Below are 15,876 nucleotides of genomic sequence, written 5' to 3'. Positions count from 1 at the left end.
GTCGCGCGGTGCTCGGCTCGGGCTCGTCGCGTCGGCTAGGCCCCGGTGACGCCCTCCGTGGTGCGGGCGGGTGCGTCCGCCGGTTCCGGTGCCGCGCTGCGCTGTCCGGAGGGGACGATCGCGTCGCGCCGCCCCAAGGGGAAGACGGCGTCGCGCCGCCCGCCCGGGACGGTCGCGCGGTGCTCGGCTCGGGCTCGTCGCGTCGGCTAGGCCCCGGTGACGCCCTCCGTGGTGCGGGCGGGTGCGTCCGCCGGTTCCGGTGCCGCGCTGCGGAGCCGCCCGGAGGGGACGATCGCGTCGCGCCGCCCCAAGGGGAAGACGGCGTCGCGTCGCCCGGGCGGGACGGTCGCGCGGTGCTCGGCTCGGGCTCGTCGCGTCGGCTAGGCCCCGGTGACGCCCTCCGTGGTGCCGGCGGGTGCGTCCGCCGGTTCCGGTTCCGGTGCCGAGCCGTCCCGGAGTTCCGGTGTCGTCGTCGCGACCGCGGCGACCGCGAGGACGCACAGCAGGCCGCCCGTGATCAGCGAGGTCGCGCCCGAGGTCCAGCCGGCGAGCAGGCCGCCCCGGGCGTTGCCGAGGCTGGGGCCCGCCTGGCCGACGATCTGCTCGGCCGCCGTGACCCGGCCGAGCAGCGCGTCCGGGGTGCGGGTCTGCACGATCGTGGAGCGGGAGACGACCGCCGTGGCGTCGGCAGCCCCGGCGACGGCGAGCAGCGCGAGTCCGGTCCAGGGGTCGCGGGACAGCCCGAAGCCGACCAGGGCCGCGCCCCAGGTCGCGGAGGCGCACAGCATCACCGTGCCCGGCCGGCCGAGCCGGGTCAGCGAGCCGGACAGGGCGGTCGCCGCGACACCGCCCACGGCCAGGGCCGACAGGAACAGACCGAGGGTGCTCGGGTCGTCGCCGAAGCGTTCGGCGTTGACCAGCGGGAACAGGCTGACCGGGAACGACAGCACGGTGGCGGCCAGGTCGGTGATCAGTGCGCCCCGCACCACCCGGTGCCCGGCCAGGAACCGCAGCCCGTCCAGCACCCCGTGCACACCCGCCCGCGACGGCTCGCCCCGCGGGCGCAGAGCCGGCAGCCCGAAGGCCCCGTAGAAGGCGACGCAGAAGCTGAGCGCGTCCAGCAGGTAGCACGCGCCGATGCCCAGCCGGCCCAGCAGCACACCGGCCAGGGCGGGCCCGAGCAGCATCATCGACTGGCCGGTGATCTGGTTCAGGGCCAGACCCGCGGCCACCTGGTCCTTGGGCAGCAGTCGCGGTACGAACACCCCGGCCGCCGGGGCACCGAGCGCACCGAACGCCGACTGCGCGGCCACCAGCGCGAGCACGGCCACCACCGGTACATGGCCGGTGAAGCCCTGCACGGCGAGCAGCAGCGAGCACACGGCCTGGCCCACGGTGGCCGTCAGATAGATCCGGCGCCGGTCCGCGCGGTCCACCCAGGAGCCGGCGAACAGCCCGAACGCGACGAGGGGGAGCGCCTGCGCCAGCCCGACCGCGCCGGTCCACGCCGTGCTGCGGGTCATGTCCCAGACCTGGTACATGACCGTCACCATGGTCATGAACCCGCCGAGCACGGAGACGGTCCGCCCGATCAGCAGCCGCCGGAAGACGGGTGAGGTGCGCAGCGGCCGTACGTCGATCAGTGAGCGGGCGAGGCTCATGAGAGGGGGCGGGAGCGGAGGAGGGCGCGCGCGGCGTGCTGGATCACCGGGGGAGGCTAGCCGGTCCCGTGGCGGACCGGCCAGCCAATTACCGGGCGCCCGGCGGCCTTACGCGGCCTCGCCGAGCAGCCGCACGAGGTGGTCGCGGCCCGCGTCCAGCAGGTCCGGGAGCGGGGCGGCCGACTCGTACCAGCGCTTCTCGTACTCCCAGCACAGCCAGCCGTCCCAGCCGTGTCGGCACAGGACGTCCACGCACTCGGTCAGGGGCAGCACGCCCGCGCCGAGCGGCAGCGGGCTCGTGTCGTCGGCGGAGGCGATGTCCTTGACCTGGACGTAGCCGAGGTGCGGGGCGAGGGCGGCGTAGCTGTCCTGGGGCTGCTCGCCGCCCAGCCAGGTGTGCATCACGTCCCAGAGGGCGCCCACCTGCCGGTGGCCGACCGGGCCGAGCACCCGGATCAGGTCGGCGCCCGTGCGGTGCGAGTCGTGGGTCTCCAGCAGGATGCGGACGCCGAGCGCGGCCGCGTCCTCGGCGGCGGTGCCCAGCCGCCGGGCGGCGACGGCGTCGGACTCCTCGGCGGGCAGGTCGGGGTCGGCGCCCGGGAACACCCGCAGGAAGGGGGCGCCCAGGTCGTGCGCGAGCTGGAGGAGTCTGCGGAGCTCGTCCAGGACGGGGGCGTCGTCGCCGGGCGCGGCGACGCGCGTGTACCCGGCGAGACCGAGCATCTCTACGCCCGCCGCCTTGAACAGCGCGGCCGTCTCGGCGCGCTCGGCGGCGGTGAGGCCCGGGTGCACCGGCTCCTCGGGATGGGCGCGCAGTTCGACGCCGTGATAGCCGTGCGCGGTCGCGAGCGCCAGGACGTCGGGGACGGACAGGCCGGGGACACCGAGAGTGGAGAACGCCAGCTTCATGCTCCGGACCCTACTCGTCACATGCCCGATCCGCGCAGATCCAACCGCCGGTCCCGGCCGACCGGATCCTTACCGGCGAAGCGGTGCGGCCGCTCCGCGACGAGCGCGCCCGGCGTCCGCGTCGGAGTGTCCCGCCGAACCGGTCGGCCGACGCCCGCTCCGCTCGCCCCAGGGACGCGGGGAACTGCGCGACCAGTCCCTACGCACCCGCGACCCCTCACACACCGAGAGCCCCACGCACCGCGGCCACTCGGACACCCCCGCGCTCAGCTCCGCGGCACCCCGGAGGACCCCCGCACCATCAACTCCCCGCGCACCGAGGCGATCCCGCCGGGCGGGGGTTCCTCGCGGCCCATGGCGATGCGGCCCGCCCGGGCGCCCGCGTCCGCCAGGGGCAGCCGGACCGTCGTCAGGGACGGCACCGCGTCGATGCTGAAGGGAAGGTCGTCGAAGCCGGCCACCGAGACGTCCTCGGGGATGCGCAGCCCGGACTCGCGCAGGGCGGCGCAGGCGCCGAGGGCGACGGAGTCGTTCGCGGCCACGATCGCCGTCAGGGACGAGTCCCGGCGCAGCAGTTCCAGGGTGGCCTCGTGGCCGGACCGCCGGTCGTAGCGGCCGTACACCGTCCAGCGCGGGTCCTCCTCGATGCCGGCCGCCGCCAGCGCGGCGCGGTGGCCCTCGAGCCGGTGCCGGGTCGTGGTGCGCTCCTCGGGCCCCGCGATGTAGCCGAGCCGACGGTGGCCGAGACCGATGAGGTGGTCCGTCAGCGCACGGGCGCCGCCGCGGTTGTCGAAGGTCAGCGCGACGGCCTCGGTGTCCGGCGCCGGCGGCCGCCCGCACAGCACCACCCGGGTGCCCGCGGCCGCCAGCTTCCGCAGCTTCGCCGCCACCGCCGCGGCGTGCGGCGCGTGCTCCACGGCACCGCCGGTCAGCACCACGGCCGCGGCCCGCTGCCGCTGCAGCAGGGTGAGATACGTCAGTTCGCGCTCCGGCGAGCCGCCGGTGTTGCAGACGACCGCGAGCCGCTCCCCGCCGGCCCGGCCGCCCGGCCCGCCGATCTCGGCCTGGATCGCGCTCGCCATGATGCCGAAGAAGGGGTCCGCGATGTCGTTGACGAGGATGCCGACGAGGTCGGAGGTGGCCGCGGCGAGCGCGCTGGCGGGGCCGTTGAGGACGTAGTCCAGTTCGTCCACCGCGCGCAGCACCCGCTCGCGTGTGGCGGCGGCGACCGGGTAATTGCCGTTCAGCACGCGCGACACCGTCGCGGGGGAGACCTGTGCGCGGGCCGCCACATCCGCCAGGGTCACCGTCATCGTCGTCCTCCGGTCGTGCTCAGGTCGCGCGTCTGCCCGCGCATGGTTCCGTCCTCGTAGACAGGCCGGTCACGGTCACGGTTCCGCCCGGTGTCCAGCAGACCCTAAGGCCAACCAACCGTGTTGTTCGCTCCCTCGAACAACTCGAAAAGGACACGGTCTTGTCCGGTACAGGGCTCAGCGGCTAGCTTCTCATCGGATAGAAAGCGCTTGCTGACCGCGCTGCCGCCGCTGCCGACGCCGATGCCGATCGGGCCGTACGGCGCCGACGAAGGGACTGACGTGACACGCAAGACGGTGCGTATCGCCATGAACGGCGTGACCGGGCGCATGGGCTACCGCCAGCACCTCGTCCGGTCGATCCTCGCCCTGCGCGAGCAGGGCGGCCTCGACCTCGGCGACGGCACCGTGCTGTGGCCCGAGCCGGTCCTCCTCGGCCGTCGCGAACACGCCCTCAGGGAGATCGCCGAACGGCACGGCCTGGAGCACGTCTCCACCGACCTGGACGCCGTCCTCGCCGACCCGGACGTCGACGTCTACTTCGACTCCCAGGTCACCTCGGCCCGCGAGGAGTCCCTCCGCAAGGCGATCGCGGCCGGCAAGCACGTCTACACCGAGAAGCCCACTGCCACCGGCCTCGCCGGCGCCCTCGAACTCGCCCGGCTCGCCCGGGACCGGGGCATCAGGCACGGCGTCGTCCAGGACAAGATCTTCCTGCCGGGCCTGCGCAAGCTGAAGCGCCTGGTCGACGCCGGCTTCTTCGGCCGCGTCCTGTCGGTCCGCGGCGAGTTCGGCTACTGGGTCTTCGAGGGCGACTGGCAGCCCGCCCAGCGCCCCTCCTGGAACTACCGGGCCGAGGACGGCGGCGGCATCGTCGTCGACATGTTCCCGCACTGGGAGTACGTGCTGCACGAGCTGTTCGGCCGGGTGACCTCCGTCCAGGCGCTCGCCACCACCCACATCCCGCAGCGCTGGGACGAGCACGGCAAGCCCTACGACGCCACCGCCGACGACGCCGCCTACGGCATCTTCGAGATCGAGGGCGGCGCGATCGCCCAGATCAACTCTTCCTGGGCGGTCCGCGTCCACCGCGACGAACTGGTCGAGTTCCAGGTCGACGGCACCCACGGATCGGCCGTCGCCGGGCTGCGCCACTGCCGCGCGCAGCACCGCGGCGCCACCCCCAAGCCGGTCTGGAACCCCGACCTGCCCGCGACCGAGGTCTTCCGCGACCAGTGGCAGGAGGTCCCGGACAACGCCGAGTTCGACAACGGCTTCAAGGCGCAGTGGGAGCTGTTCCTGCGGCACGTCCACGCCGGCACCCCCTACCACTGGGACCTGCTGGCCGGCGCCCGAGGCGTCCAGCTCGCCGAACTCGGCCTGCAGTCCTCGGCCGAGGGCCGCCGCATCGACGTGCCGGAGGTCGCGCTGTGACCCTCCGGCTCCCGGCCGCCGACGGGGGCACGAGGACGTACGAGCCGCGCCCCGAACCGCTCGGCCTCACCCCCGGCACCCCCCTCACCTCCCGTACGGTCTTCGCGGCGGCGCACGTCGTCGCCGACCCCCGCGCCGACGTCTCACCCGGCGCGCCCGCCGCCGTCGACTGGGACGCCACCCTCGCCTTCCGCCGCCACCTGTGGTCCCACGGGCTCGGCGTCGCCGAGGCGATGGACACCGCCCAGCGCGGCATGGGCCTGGACTGGGCGGGCGCGGCCGAGCTGATCCGCCGGTCGGCGGCCGAGGCCAGGAGCGTGGGCGGCCGCATCGCCTGCGGTGCCGGCACGGACCAGATCACCGGCGGCACCCTGCCCGAGATCCGCGCCGCGTACGAGGAACAGCTCACCCTGGTCGAGGAGTCCGGCGCCCAGGCGGTCCTGATGGCCTCCCGGGCGCTGGCCGCCGCCGCGTCCGGACCCGAGGACTACCTGGAGACCTACGGCCACCTCCTGCGGCAGGCCACCGAGCCGGTGATCCTGCACTGGCTGGGCCCGATGTTCGACCCGGACCTGGAGGGCTACTGGGGTTCGTCCGACCTCGACGCGGCGACGGAGACGTTCCTCGCGGTGGTCGCGGCCCACCCCGGCAAGGTCGACGGCGTCAAGGTCTCCCTGCTCGACGCCCGGCGCGAGACCGCGCTGCGCCGCCGGCTCCCCGCCGGGGTCCGCTGCTACACGGGTGACGACTTCCACTACCCCGAGCTGATCGCGGGCGACGACCAGGGCTTCAGCCACGCCCTGCTCGGCGTCTTCGACCCGCTGGGACCGCTCGCCGCCGAGGCGGTGCGGCTGCTGGACACGGGGGACACGGCGGGCTTCCGCGCCCTGCTCGATCCCACCATCGCCCTGGCCCGCCACCTGTTCCAGCCCCCGACCCGCTTCTACAAGACCGGGGTCGTCCTGCTGGCCTGGCTCGCGGGCCACCAGGACCACTTCACGATGGTCGGCGGCCTGCAGTCGGCCCGCTCCCTGACGCACCTCGCCCGCGCCTACGAACTCGCCGACGGCCTGGGCCTGTTCCCCGACCCGAAACTGGCCGAGGAACGGATGAGGAACCTGCTGTCGCTGTACGGGGTGGCCCAGTGAACACGGTGGACACGGAACTCGCGCGGCTCTCCGTCAACCAGATGACGGTCCGCCAGCTCAGCCTGCCCGAACTCGTCGACGCCTGCGCCCGCTCGGGCGTGCCCGGGGTCGGCCTGTGGCGCGAGCCGGTCCGGTCGTACGGCGTCGACGCGACCGCCAAGCTGGTCCGCGACGCGGGCCTGACGGTGACCACGCTGTGCCGGGGCGGCTTCCTCACGGCGGCCGACGCCGGGCCCCGGGCGGCCGCGCTGGCCGACAACCGGCGCGCGATCGAGGAGGCGGCGGCCCTGGGCACACAGGTCCTGGTCCTGGTCTCGGGCGGCCTCCCGCCCGGCTCCCGGGACCTGCGGGCGGCCCGCGAGCGCGTCGCCGACGCGCTCGCCGAGCTGGGGCCGTACGCCCGGGAGCACGGCGTGCGCCTGGCCGTCGAGCCGCTGCACCCCATGTACGCGTCCGACCGCTGCGTGGTCTCCACCCTGGCCCAGGCCCTGGACCTCGCCGAACGCTTCCCCGCCGACCAGGTCGGCGTGGTCGTCGACACCTACCACGTCTGGTGGGACGACCGGGCCCCGCGGCAGATCGCCCGCGCGGGCGCCGCGGGCCGGCTCCACGCCTTCCAGCTCGCCGACTGGACCACCCCGCTGCCCGAGGGCGTCCTCAACGGCCGCGGACAGCTCGGCGACGGCGCGATCGACCTGCGCGCGTGGAAGCGGCACGTGGAGGCGGCCGGCTACACGGGCCCGATCGAGGTCGAACTGTTCAACGAGGGACTGTGGGCACGGGACGGGCGGGAGGTACTGGCGGAGACGGCGGAACGCTTCCGGACCCACGTCGTCGGCTGACGCCGGGCGGTGGACCTCGCCCGGTGCCGACCGGCGTGGACCCTGGGCTGAGCGCCGGACGGCCTCGGCTCAGTCGCGGTCGTTCGGCGCGTCGGGCTCCGTCATCACCAGGGCCGCCAGGTCCAGGAAGGCGTTGGCCGTGCGGGGCCTGAGCCGGGAGAGATCCACCGCCCGCCGTGCCGACAGATGGGAGTCGTAGGGGACCACGATCAGATCCCGATGCATGTCGGCCATCCCCGACCGGGCGACCGCGGACCAGGACTCGTTGACCACCGTGAGAGTCACGGTGACAACGGCACCGTCGGCGAGCTCCCCCCAGCCCCGACGGCGCAGACCGTCGAGCAGTTCCTGGACCGGGGCGCCCCCGTGCTCCGGTGTGCAGCACACGACCAGCTGGTCGGTGTGCTCCAGGACCACGTCCGCCGACTCGTCGAACCGGCCACCGGCCCAGTCGATCAGCACGACGGGATAGTGCCGGGCCGTCAGGGACAGGATGTGCCGGTACTCGTCGGCGTAGGCGGAGCTGGGCGTCGCCCGCAGAGCGCGATGGGCCAGCACCTCCAGGCCCGAGTACAGCCGGCTCGTGTGGCGGCGGACCTCCTCGTACGAGGCGTCCGGGGAGAGCCGGGTCAGCCGGCGCGGTGTCGTGGCGGCCTCGGGCGGCAGGTGGCCGTGCAGGTCGCCGGTGTGCGGCGCCCCGTCCACGGCGAGCGCCGCCTGCCCGCGCAGGGCGACGAAGAGCGAACCGAGGACGACGGTCGTGGTGGCCCGCCCGGAGTGCGGCTGCACCCCGACCAGGGTGATGCGGCGGCTGCGCCGCAGCGGCCGCCGGACCAGGGCGAGCCGGTGGGCGCGTTCGGCCCGGCCGAAGTAGCCGAAGGACGGCGCCCTGGGCGCCGTCGCGCGGGCACCGGCGCCGACCGGGCCGTCCGCACCTGGCCCGGACCCGGCGGTGGGCGGGGCCCCGGCCACGCGCGGAGCTCCGGAGGACGGCCGGCCCGGCGGCACCGCGTCCGGCGCCAGCTCGGGCGGCTCGGTGCGGGTGCGCGCCGGAGCGGGGGCGCCGGAGCCGTCCACCGTCGTCCCGCCGCGCATGGCTGCCGCGATCGCCACGTACTGGGCCAGTCGGTCCGCCACCTCGCCCGCCGCGGGACGCACCGCCGGATCGGCGTCCAGACAGCGCAGGACGAGGTCACGCAGCGGCTGCCAGGTGTCGCCCGACCAGCGGTGCATACCCTCGGGCAGCCCCGGCAGCGGGGCCCGGGGACGGCTGCTGACGAGCCGCAGCAGCTCGCCCAGCTCCCTGATGTTGCCCGACTTGGTGGGCGGGGCGCCCGCTCCGTGGAACTCGCCGTCGATCGCGCAGTCCGACAGGCCGGTGAGCAGCACCGTCCGCTCCAGCACCACCACGGAGTCCGCCGACAGATCGGCGGGCACCAGTTCGTTGAGGTGGCAGATGTTCAGCGCGCTGGCCAGGTGGAAGCCGAGCTGAAGGCTGGTCAGCAGGTCGAAGGCGCCCAGCTGGTCGGCACCGACGTAGGCCAGCAGGTCGCTCAGCCGGGGCGGCTGGGCGTTCGAGCCACCGGCCGACGGGAACAGCCGCACGGCGATCCACCGGGTCCGGCCCTCCTGCCCGGTGCGAAGCAGCTCGGGAGCGTACCGGCCGCCCATCCGGCGCAGGGCCTCCGCCTCGGTGTCCAGCAGACGCGCGGTCGACGGCGGGAGTTCGGGCCGTACGGTGCGCAGCGCCGCCTCGCCGTCATACGGGGATTCGCCGAGGTAGACGACGGTGCGACGGCCGGGACGGCGGCCGCGCAGCGCGTAGGGGCCGAGCGTGGTCGGGTCCTGCGGGGTCAGCGCGTTCCACACCGGCGGCCGCACCACCCGCGGCGGTGGCTCGGGGACCGCCGGAGCGGGCGCGCTCACCCCGAAGCGTGCCATCAGGCGGCGTTCCACGGCGGTGAAGGACGAGGACCCCGCGGGCAGCCGGTCCGTGCCCTCGGGATGCGCCAGCCAGGCCGGGAAATCGGGCGAGCGGCCGGCGAGCTGCTCCAGACGCCGCCCGATGCGACGGCTGGTGCGCAGCAGCTCCCCGCTCGGCACGGCGTCCAGCAGAGCGGTCTTGCAGTCCTCGGTGAAGTCGAAGACGCGGTGCTTGGCGGGCAGCGGGCCGGGCACCGGCGCCGTGCGTGGATGGACCAGGCCGCCCAGGAAGACTTCCGCCAGATGCGTCGTACGGGCCTGCCAGGGCACCGCGGACTGCACCAGCCGCATCACCGGCACGGTCAGCGGGGAGACAGCGGCCAGATGGGCGGCGAGCCGGTACGCCTCGGGAGAGGCCGCGTCCCGGAAGTGCTGCAGGCTGCCCACCTGGCGGGAGGCGACCGGGGCATGGCGCCTCGGACGGGCCAGCAGCGGGAGCTCGACCGTGGTGCCCGGCGAGGTCAGCAGCTCGGTCCAGGTGCGCAGGGACTCGGCAGTGGGCCGCAGCACCGGGACGGGCAGCCCCGAGAAGTCGATGGGCAGCACACGGTCGCTGACCCGCCAGGAGGTGTTCGCGCCGCCCGGCCGGCGGGTCGTGGCCTGCCAGCGGTCGGCCTGGATGCCGGAGCCGTCCCACAGGGCGGCCGGCAGGGTGTGCAGGATCGCCGTCGGCCCGCTGGCCGCCCACCGCAGAAGGACGTCGTGCACCGCGCCGCTGCGCCACCCCGAGCCCATGCCGTCGCTGACGAGGAAGACCAGCGTCTGCCCGGAGGGATCGACGAGGGCCGACGGGGACAGCACCGAACTGTCCGGGTCGAACGGGTGCCCGCGCAGCACCGGTCCGTTCGGCGCCCGGGTGTCGATACCGCGGACGTGGATCGACCGGAAGGCGCCGATCCGCTGCAGGGTCGTCAGCAGTTCGGCCGTGAGCCGGTGCCACAGCAGCATCGACAGACCGTCGTCCACCACCAGGACCAGGTTCAGCCAGCGCTCCCGGCGAGGGCGCAGCACCACGTCCGGCAGCCGCGTCTCGGCGAGCTGTGCGGCCGTCGCCGCCTCGTCCACCTCACGCAGTCTGGGGCTCGGCCGCTTCCGTTTCAGCGGTCGCAGCGCCCGCCCGATGACCAGCTCGTCCCGCAGCGCCTTCTCCTCCGGCACGAGCAGCGGCAGCGCACGCCGCCCCTCTTCCGGCCGGGGCAGCGCCATCGGCAGGTCGGGCAGGTCGGGCAGTGCGGGCGGCAGCGGGGCCGCGTGCAGCTCCGGCATGGCCAGCGGAGGGAGATCGGGTTCGCCCGGCGGGGTCTGGGGCTCCTCCTCGGGTTCTGCCGGTGCCGGCGGCCGACCCGGCGGCGGGGGCTGCGCGGGCACCGCCGTCCGGCGCAGCATCCGCGGCAGCGGCTGCTCCTGTCCGTCCCGCGGCAGCCGGCCGGCCAGCCACAGCACGTCCAGCACCTCCTGCGAATCGAGGTCGTACCCGACCCCCTTGAGGACGCCGATCAGCGCGCCCAGGCGATCGGCACCCCCCTCCCCCCACGCCCCCGGCACGGCTCAGACCGTTCCCGTGAGCTGGTGCAGGACCGCGTCCAGCAGGCCGTCGGCGTCGAGATCCACCCCGTTGGTGCGCAGGAACACGGCGTTCAGCAGCTGGTCGGTGGCCAGCTCGCCCGGCGCGCGCCGACGCAGGAAGGCCTGCAGCAGGTCGTCCACCTCCGGCAGGATCTCCGGCCCCAGATGGGCCGCGACGATCGCCCGCAGCCGTTCCTCGTCCGGCATGGGCAGCGCGAGGCGAATGCAGCGGCGCAGGAAGGCGGGCGGGAAGTCGCGCTCGCCGTTGCTGGTGATCACGACGACCGGGAACTCGGTGCACTCCACCCGGCCCTGGCGCACCGTCACCGAGCCGCGGTGGTCGGCGGTCAGCACCTCGACCTCGGCCATTTCCTCGGGCAGGCGGCCCAGTTCGGGGATGTCGAAAACACCCTCCTCGAACACGGTCAGCAGATCGTTGGGCAGGTCCACGTCGCCCTTGTCCATCTCGTCGACCAGCAACGCGCGAGGAGTGTCGTGCGGGGCGAGCGCCGTGCCGAGCGGACCGAGCCGGATGAACGTACCGATCGCGGGCTCCGCCTCGCCCCGGTCCCGGCTCAGCGTGGTCTCCCGCAGCCTGCCGATCGCGTCGTACTGGTAGAGCGCCTCCTGAACGCTGGAGCGGCTGTTGACCGGCCAGCGCAGCAGTTCGCCCAGGCTCAGTTCGTGCGCCACGGCCCGGGCCAGCGACGACTTGCCGGTGCCCGCCGGGCCGGTGACGAGCAAGGGGCGGCGCAGGTGCAGCGCCGCGTTGACCACGTCCGCGTGCTCGGGGGCGACGAGATAGGGGAGCGGCCCGGAGCCACGGCCTCCGGGACGGAACCGCCGCCAGGGCGGGGCGGGCGGCATGCTGACCGGGCGGGCCACCCCGTCCCCGCGGAAGATCCGCCAACTGCCGTGCGCCGAGGTGCTCATGAGTTCTCCCGAGGTTCGGCCAGCTGCAGCCGGGGCACCGAGCGGTCCGCGTCCGACCAGGCGAGGACGGGGCGGCCGGGGTACTGCGAAGGACTGCCCAGACTCATCGCCCGGTACGCCCGGGTGCCCTCCGGCAGCGCGCGGACCGGCACCGGCGACAGCCGGGCCAGGGCATGGGAGCGATCCGGCCGGCCGCGGTCCCACATCACCACGGGCACCCCCATCATCAGACAGGTCTGCACGATCTCGTCACGTGAGCGGAAGGGGACGTCCACGGCGACCCGGACGGCGTCCTTGTCGGCCAGCACGGCGCCATAGACCTCTCCACGGCCCTGGGTGGGGTCGTCGAACGTCAGGCGGGCGTCCGAGTCGAGAAGTCTCCAGCGGTGGCGCCAGTCGGGATGGAAACGTTCGTGCCGGTGCAGGAGTTCCGGACAGGTGACGACCACCGGGAACTCGGCGCCGAGCACTTCGGGCAGCTCGTCCGCGCCGAACGCGCACGGCCCGGCACCGGAGCCGCCCCACTCGTCCGCGGGCAGGTTGAGGCCGTCCCGGTCGACGACGAGTTCCAGCACCGGCCTGCCCCGGTCGGGGGCGGCCCGGTACAGCGCGTCGAGAACCTCGAGCAGTTCGCGGGCGGCGGCCGCGCCGGAGCGTGGGGTCTCGGCGTCCACCGACGTCTGCCGGGGCCCGTCGCCCTGGTCGCACCACACCCGCAGCCGGTAACTGTCCGCGCCCACCCGCTCCACCTGGGCCGTCACCCGCGCGGGCGCGGTCCGTTCCTGCTCGGCGCGCGCCCACTCCTCTGCGTCCGTCCGCCGTTCGACGAGCGAGGTGGCCGGGATGCCCAACCGGTCCACGACCGACATCGTCCACAGCCGGAGGGAGCCCTGGAGCGCGGGTGGCGCGAGCGCGGCAAGGTACTCCACCACGCGCAGCAGTCCCGGGACGCGCAGCCCGTCCGCGTCGGTCCTGCTGTCCCCGGGCAGGCACTCCAGGTGGTCGAGGACCGCCTTGGTGCTCTCGCCGGGTACCGCGGCGGCCAGCGGCAGGGCCGCCCGCACCACCTCGGGCAGCCGGGCCCGCAGCGCGGCGGGAAGGGCGTCCAACTGCCGCATCAGCTTGCGGTGCTCGCGTGGGGACAGCAGCCGCGGCACGGCGGACAGCCGGCCGGCCGCGAGCAGGTGGGGTACGGCCGTCGGCTCACGGCGGCGCATCAGTTCCACCAGCGCGGCCAGGGCCCGCGGCTCGGACAGCAGCAGGGCCGCGAACTCCTCCGGGGTGGGCGCGGACCGGTCGTCGGGGCAGCCGTACCCGCACTGGTCCGCGACGGCCTGCGCGTACTCGATACGGCGTACCGACATCGGCAGGTGCTGGTCCACCAGGTCCACCATCAGGTCGTAGGCCGGGTCGTCCGGGTCGGGTTCCGGCGCCTCGAAGAGCTCGGCCCCGCCGGCCGCTCGCAGTTCGGCCTCGATGCGCTGCCAGGGGATGCCCCAGCTGCGCCGGGCGATGTGCTGGGAGCTGTAGGGCAGCGGCCGTCCGCTGTGCGGGTCGTTCGGCGGCATGACGTGCCCGGCGACGATGCCGACCACCGCGTTGTCGCCGACCGACCACAGCGGGCCGCCACTGTAGGAGGGGCCGATCGCCATGCCGGTGGCGTCGCCGTCCACATATCCGACGGTCTCGTCGCAGGTCTTGACGCGGACGTCCGCGAAGGAGTGGCTCAGTCCGGTGCTGTGCCAGGCGCGCAGCGACTGGCCGACCGTCATGGGCAGCCACTGCGGCAGCACCACGTTCCGCCCCGAGACCGTCTCCAGCCGCAGGACGGCCAGGTCGCCCAGCCACTCGTGGTCCTCGTCCCCCGGGGAACCAGGCGAACCGTCCCGGCGGCGCGGTGGCACCCAGTGCGCGATCCGGGCGTCGCAGCGGACCGTCGTGGCGGGGCCGTGCAGGGCGACCGGCACGGTGCGGTCGGCCGGAAGGCGCGGGTCGAACGGTCCCCGGCCCAGCGCGTCGTTCACGACGTGCGCGCAGGTCAGCAGATGGTCGCGGGTGAGCAGGACACCCGCGCCCACGCTGGCCGAGCCGGACGATTCCAGCACCGAGACCACACAGTGCCGTGGATCGGCCGCCGTCGAGCCGTCCGATCTGAAGAACCAGCCCATGGATCAGTCCGTGCCGGCGGGCGCGGGCCGCCAGGTGGCCGAGACGGTCAGGTGCGCCTGCCCGTTGCCTCCGACAATGCCGAGCCTGAGATCATGCCCGACCTGCACGCCGAAGGTCACGCTGATCTCCTGCGGCGGCCGGTCCGAGGCCGACACCGCGTCGTGGACCTCCTGCAGGAACGGCCCGAGCGGCCGCAGCGTGCTGCGTAGCGTCTCGACGGCGTAGGAGGCGACGGCCTGGCCGCGCCGGGACACCGGCACGGTGGCCCCCATGCCTTCCGGGCGGTCGGCGGACGGCTCGGCGGGGGCGGCCGAACCGCCCCCCGGGCCGAGTTCGAAACGCACCAACGTCCCGTCGGCCAACTGGAGTTCGCTGAAGTCCGACACTCTTGCCATTGTGCCGATCAGCCGACCGCTGAGAAGGCCGAAGAAAAAAACCCGCGTCCCGTACAACCCTTTCCCAGGACCGCCGGTCGTACCGTGCGTCAGAACCTCCGGGGGGGACCCGGGGGGGATCTCGGGGTTCTGGCGGGGAGGGGAAAGCCGAGGGGGTGGGCCCGGTCGACGGACCGGGCGCACCCCCTCGAAACGTCACCGGCCCGGGGCCGGTCCGGCGCCCTAGAAGAACACCCCGCACCGCAGCAGCACGTTGGCGTACGGCCGGGCCTCCCCGGTGCGCACCACGAGGCGGGCCCGCGCGGACAGGTCCTTGAGCCGCTCGTGCGGTACGTGCGTCAGACCGGGGAGCCGCTCGGACAGCAGCCGGGCCGCGGCCGGGTTGGCGTCCGTGACCTCGTCGGCCGCCGTGGCCCCCTCCACCACCAGCTCCGCCAGCAGCCCGTCCAGGACCTCGGCGAAGGACGGGACACCGGCGCGGAAGGCCAGGTCGACGACGCGCGGCCCGTCCGGCACCGGCATGCCCGCGTCGCACACCAGCACCTCGTGCCCGTGCCCCAGTTCGGCCAGCGCGCCCGCCAGGTGCCGGTTGAGGATGCCCGTCTTCTTCACAGCGCCTCGACCTCCGCGAGCGTCGGGTACGACTCCTGCGCGCCCCGGCGGGTCACCGCCACCGCGCCGACCCGGGCCGCGTGGGCCGCCGCGTCGGCGAGCGGCGCGCCGGAACCGAGTCCGACGGCCAGCGCGGCGGTGAACGCGTCACCGGCGCCGGTCGTGTCGACCGCGTCCACCTCCGGCGCGGGCACCCGGCTGACCCCCGAGCCGTCGCACACCAGCGCGCCGGCCGCCCCCAGGGTCACCACCACCGAACGCGGCCCCCTGGCCAGTAGCAGCCGGGCCCAGTCCGCCGGGTCGTCGCCCTCGCACGCCTCGCCGAGCAGGACCCGGGCCTCGTGCTCGTTCACGATCAGCGGGTCGCAGACGGCCAGGACCTCGTCGGGGAGCGGGCGCGGCGGTGAGGGGTTGAGCACGAAGCGGCTGTCCGGGGACAGGTTCCGTACGACCTCCACGACCGTCTCCAGCGGGATCTCCAGCTGCGCCGACACCACCCGCGCGACACGGACCAGGGCCGCGGCCGAGCGGACGTCCGCCGGGGCGAGCCGGGCGTTGGCGCCGGGCGACACGACGATGCTGTTGTCCCCGGAGGGGTCCACGGTGATCAGGGCGACGCCCGTGGGCGCCCCGCCCACCAGCACGCCCGCCGTGTCCACCCCGGCCGCCCGCTGCGCGTCCAGCAGCAGCCGGCCGTGCGCGTCGTCGCCGACCCGGGCCAGCAGTGCCGTGCGGGCTCCGAGCCGGGCCGCGGCGACCGCCTGGTTGCCGCCCTTGCCGCCCGGGTGGACGGCCAGGTCGCCGCCGAGCACGGTCTCGCCGGCGGCCGGCCGCCGCTCGACGCCGATCACCAGGTCGGCGTTGGCCGAACCCACGACCAGCAGGTCGTAGTCGTTCATGGAATCGACTCC

General features: G+C 74.8%; 12 protein-coding genes. 3 read left to right on the top strand and 9 right to left on the bottom strand.

The genetic code is table 11. From position 1 onward, the window contains the following. Positions 1-380: 380 nt before the first annotated feature. From PV343_RS14995 to PV343_RS14985, 3 genes are all read right to left on the bottom strand, one after another. Positions 381-1,661 (bottom strand): MFS transporter, encoded by a 1,281-nt coding sequence (locus PV343_RS14995; protein WP_319147394.1) that lies wholly within the window; start codon positions 1,659-1,661, stop codon positions 381-383. A gap of 108 nt (positions 1,662-1,769) precedes the next feature. Beyond that, positions 1,770-2,570 carry a sugar phosphate isomerase/epimerase family protein gene (locus PV343_RS14990; protein WP_319147393.1) on the bottom strand — a complete coding sequence of 267 codons (801 nt, stop codon included), beginning with the start codon at positions 2,568-2,570 and terminating at the stop codon, positions 1,770-1,772. Positions 2,571-2,836: 266 nt separating this feature from the next. Further along, positions 2,837-3,883: a LacI family DNA-binding transcriptional regulator gene (locus PV343_RS14985; RefSeq protein WP_319147392.1), complete on the bottom strand. Its 1,047-nt coding sequence runs from the start codon at positions 3,881-3,883 to the stop codon at positions 2,837-2,839. Positions 3,884-4,165: 282 nt separating this feature from the next. On the opposite strand from PV343_RS14985, the gene PV343_RS14980 reads away from it, so the two are divergent. Genes PV343_RS14980 through PV343_RS14970 form a run of 3 tightly spaced genes read left to right on the top strand, consistent with a single transcriptional unit; the run spans position 4,166 to position 7,307 of the window. Beyond that, positions 4,166-5,317: a Gfo/Idh/MocA family oxidoreductase gene (locus tag PV343_RS14980; RefSeq protein ID WP_319147391.1), complete on the top strand. Its 1,152-nt coding sequence runs from the start codon at positions 4,166-4,168 to the stop codon at positions 5,315-5,317. Further along, entirely contained in the window at positions 5,314-6,465 is a 1,152-nt protein-coding gene (locus tag PV343_RS14975; protein WP_319147390.1) for a dihydrodipicolinate synthase family protein, read from the top strand. The genes PV343_RS14980 and PV343_RS14975 overlap by 4 nt, the downstream gene beginning before the upstream one ends. A 41-nt stretch (positions 6,466-6,506) precedes the next feature. Beyond that, entirely contained in the window at positions 6,507-7,307 is an 801-nt protein-coding gene (locus tag PV343_RS14970; RefSeq protein ID WP_319147411.1) for a sugar phosphate isomerase/epimerase family protein, read from the top strand. Between the two features lie 69 nt (positions 7,308-7,376). Here the strand turns inward: PV343_RS14970 and PV343_RS14965 are convergent, their stop codons facing one another. From PV343_RS14965 to PV343_RS14940, 6 genes are all read right to left on the bottom strand, one after another. Continuing rightward, positions 7,377-10,835: an SAV_2336 N-terminal domain-related protein gene (locus tag PV343_RS14965; RefSeq protein ID WP_319147389.1), complete on the bottom strand. Its 3,459-nt coding sequence runs from the start codon at positions 10,833-10,835 to the stop codon at positions 7,377-7,379. A gap of 3 nt (positions 10,836-10,838) precedes the next feature. After that, a complete protein-coding gene (locus PV343_RS14960; RefSeq protein WP_319147388.1) occupies positions 10,839-11,789 on the bottom strand; it encodes an AAA family ATPase in 951 nt (316 codons plus the stop codon). Further along, entirely contained in the window at positions 11,786-13,957 is a 2,172-nt protein-coding gene (locus tag PV343_RS14955; RefSeq protein WP_319147387.1) for a trypsin-like peptidase domain-containing protein, read from the bottom strand. The genes PV343_RS14960 and PV343_RS14955 overlap by 4 nt, the downstream gene beginning before the upstream one ends. Positions 13,958-13,960: 3 nt before the next feature. Then, the gene (locus PV343_RS14950) at positions 13,961-14,344 is read right to left on the bottom strand and encodes a CU044_2847 family protein (protein ID WP_319147386.1); all 384 of its coding nucleotides are present in this window, start codon (positions 14,342-14,344) and stop codon (positions 13,961-13,963) included. Between the two features lie 231 nt (positions 14,345-14,575). Next, the gene (gene rbsD, locus PV343_RS14945; protein ID WP_319147385.1) at positions 14,576-14,965 is read right to left on the bottom strand and encodes a D-ribose pyranase; all 390 of its coding nucleotides are present in this window, start codon (positions 14,963-14,965) and stop codon (positions 14,576-14,578) included. Further along, entirely contained in the window at positions 14,962-15,864 is a 903-nt protein-coding gene (locus tag PV343_RS14940) for a ribokinase (protein ID WP_319147384.1), read from the bottom strand. Before PV343_RS14940 ends, rbsD begins: the two co-directional genes overlap by 4 nt. Positions 15,865-15,876: the final 12 nt, after the last annotated feature.

The sequence above is a fragment of the Streptomyces sp. WI03-4A genome, from assembly GCF_033792105.1.
GTDB lineage: Bacteria > Actinomycetota > Actinomycetes > Streptomycetales > Streptomycetaceae > Streptomyces > Streptomyces collinus_A.
This window is presented reverse-complemented; position numbering and strand designations above follow the sequence as displayed.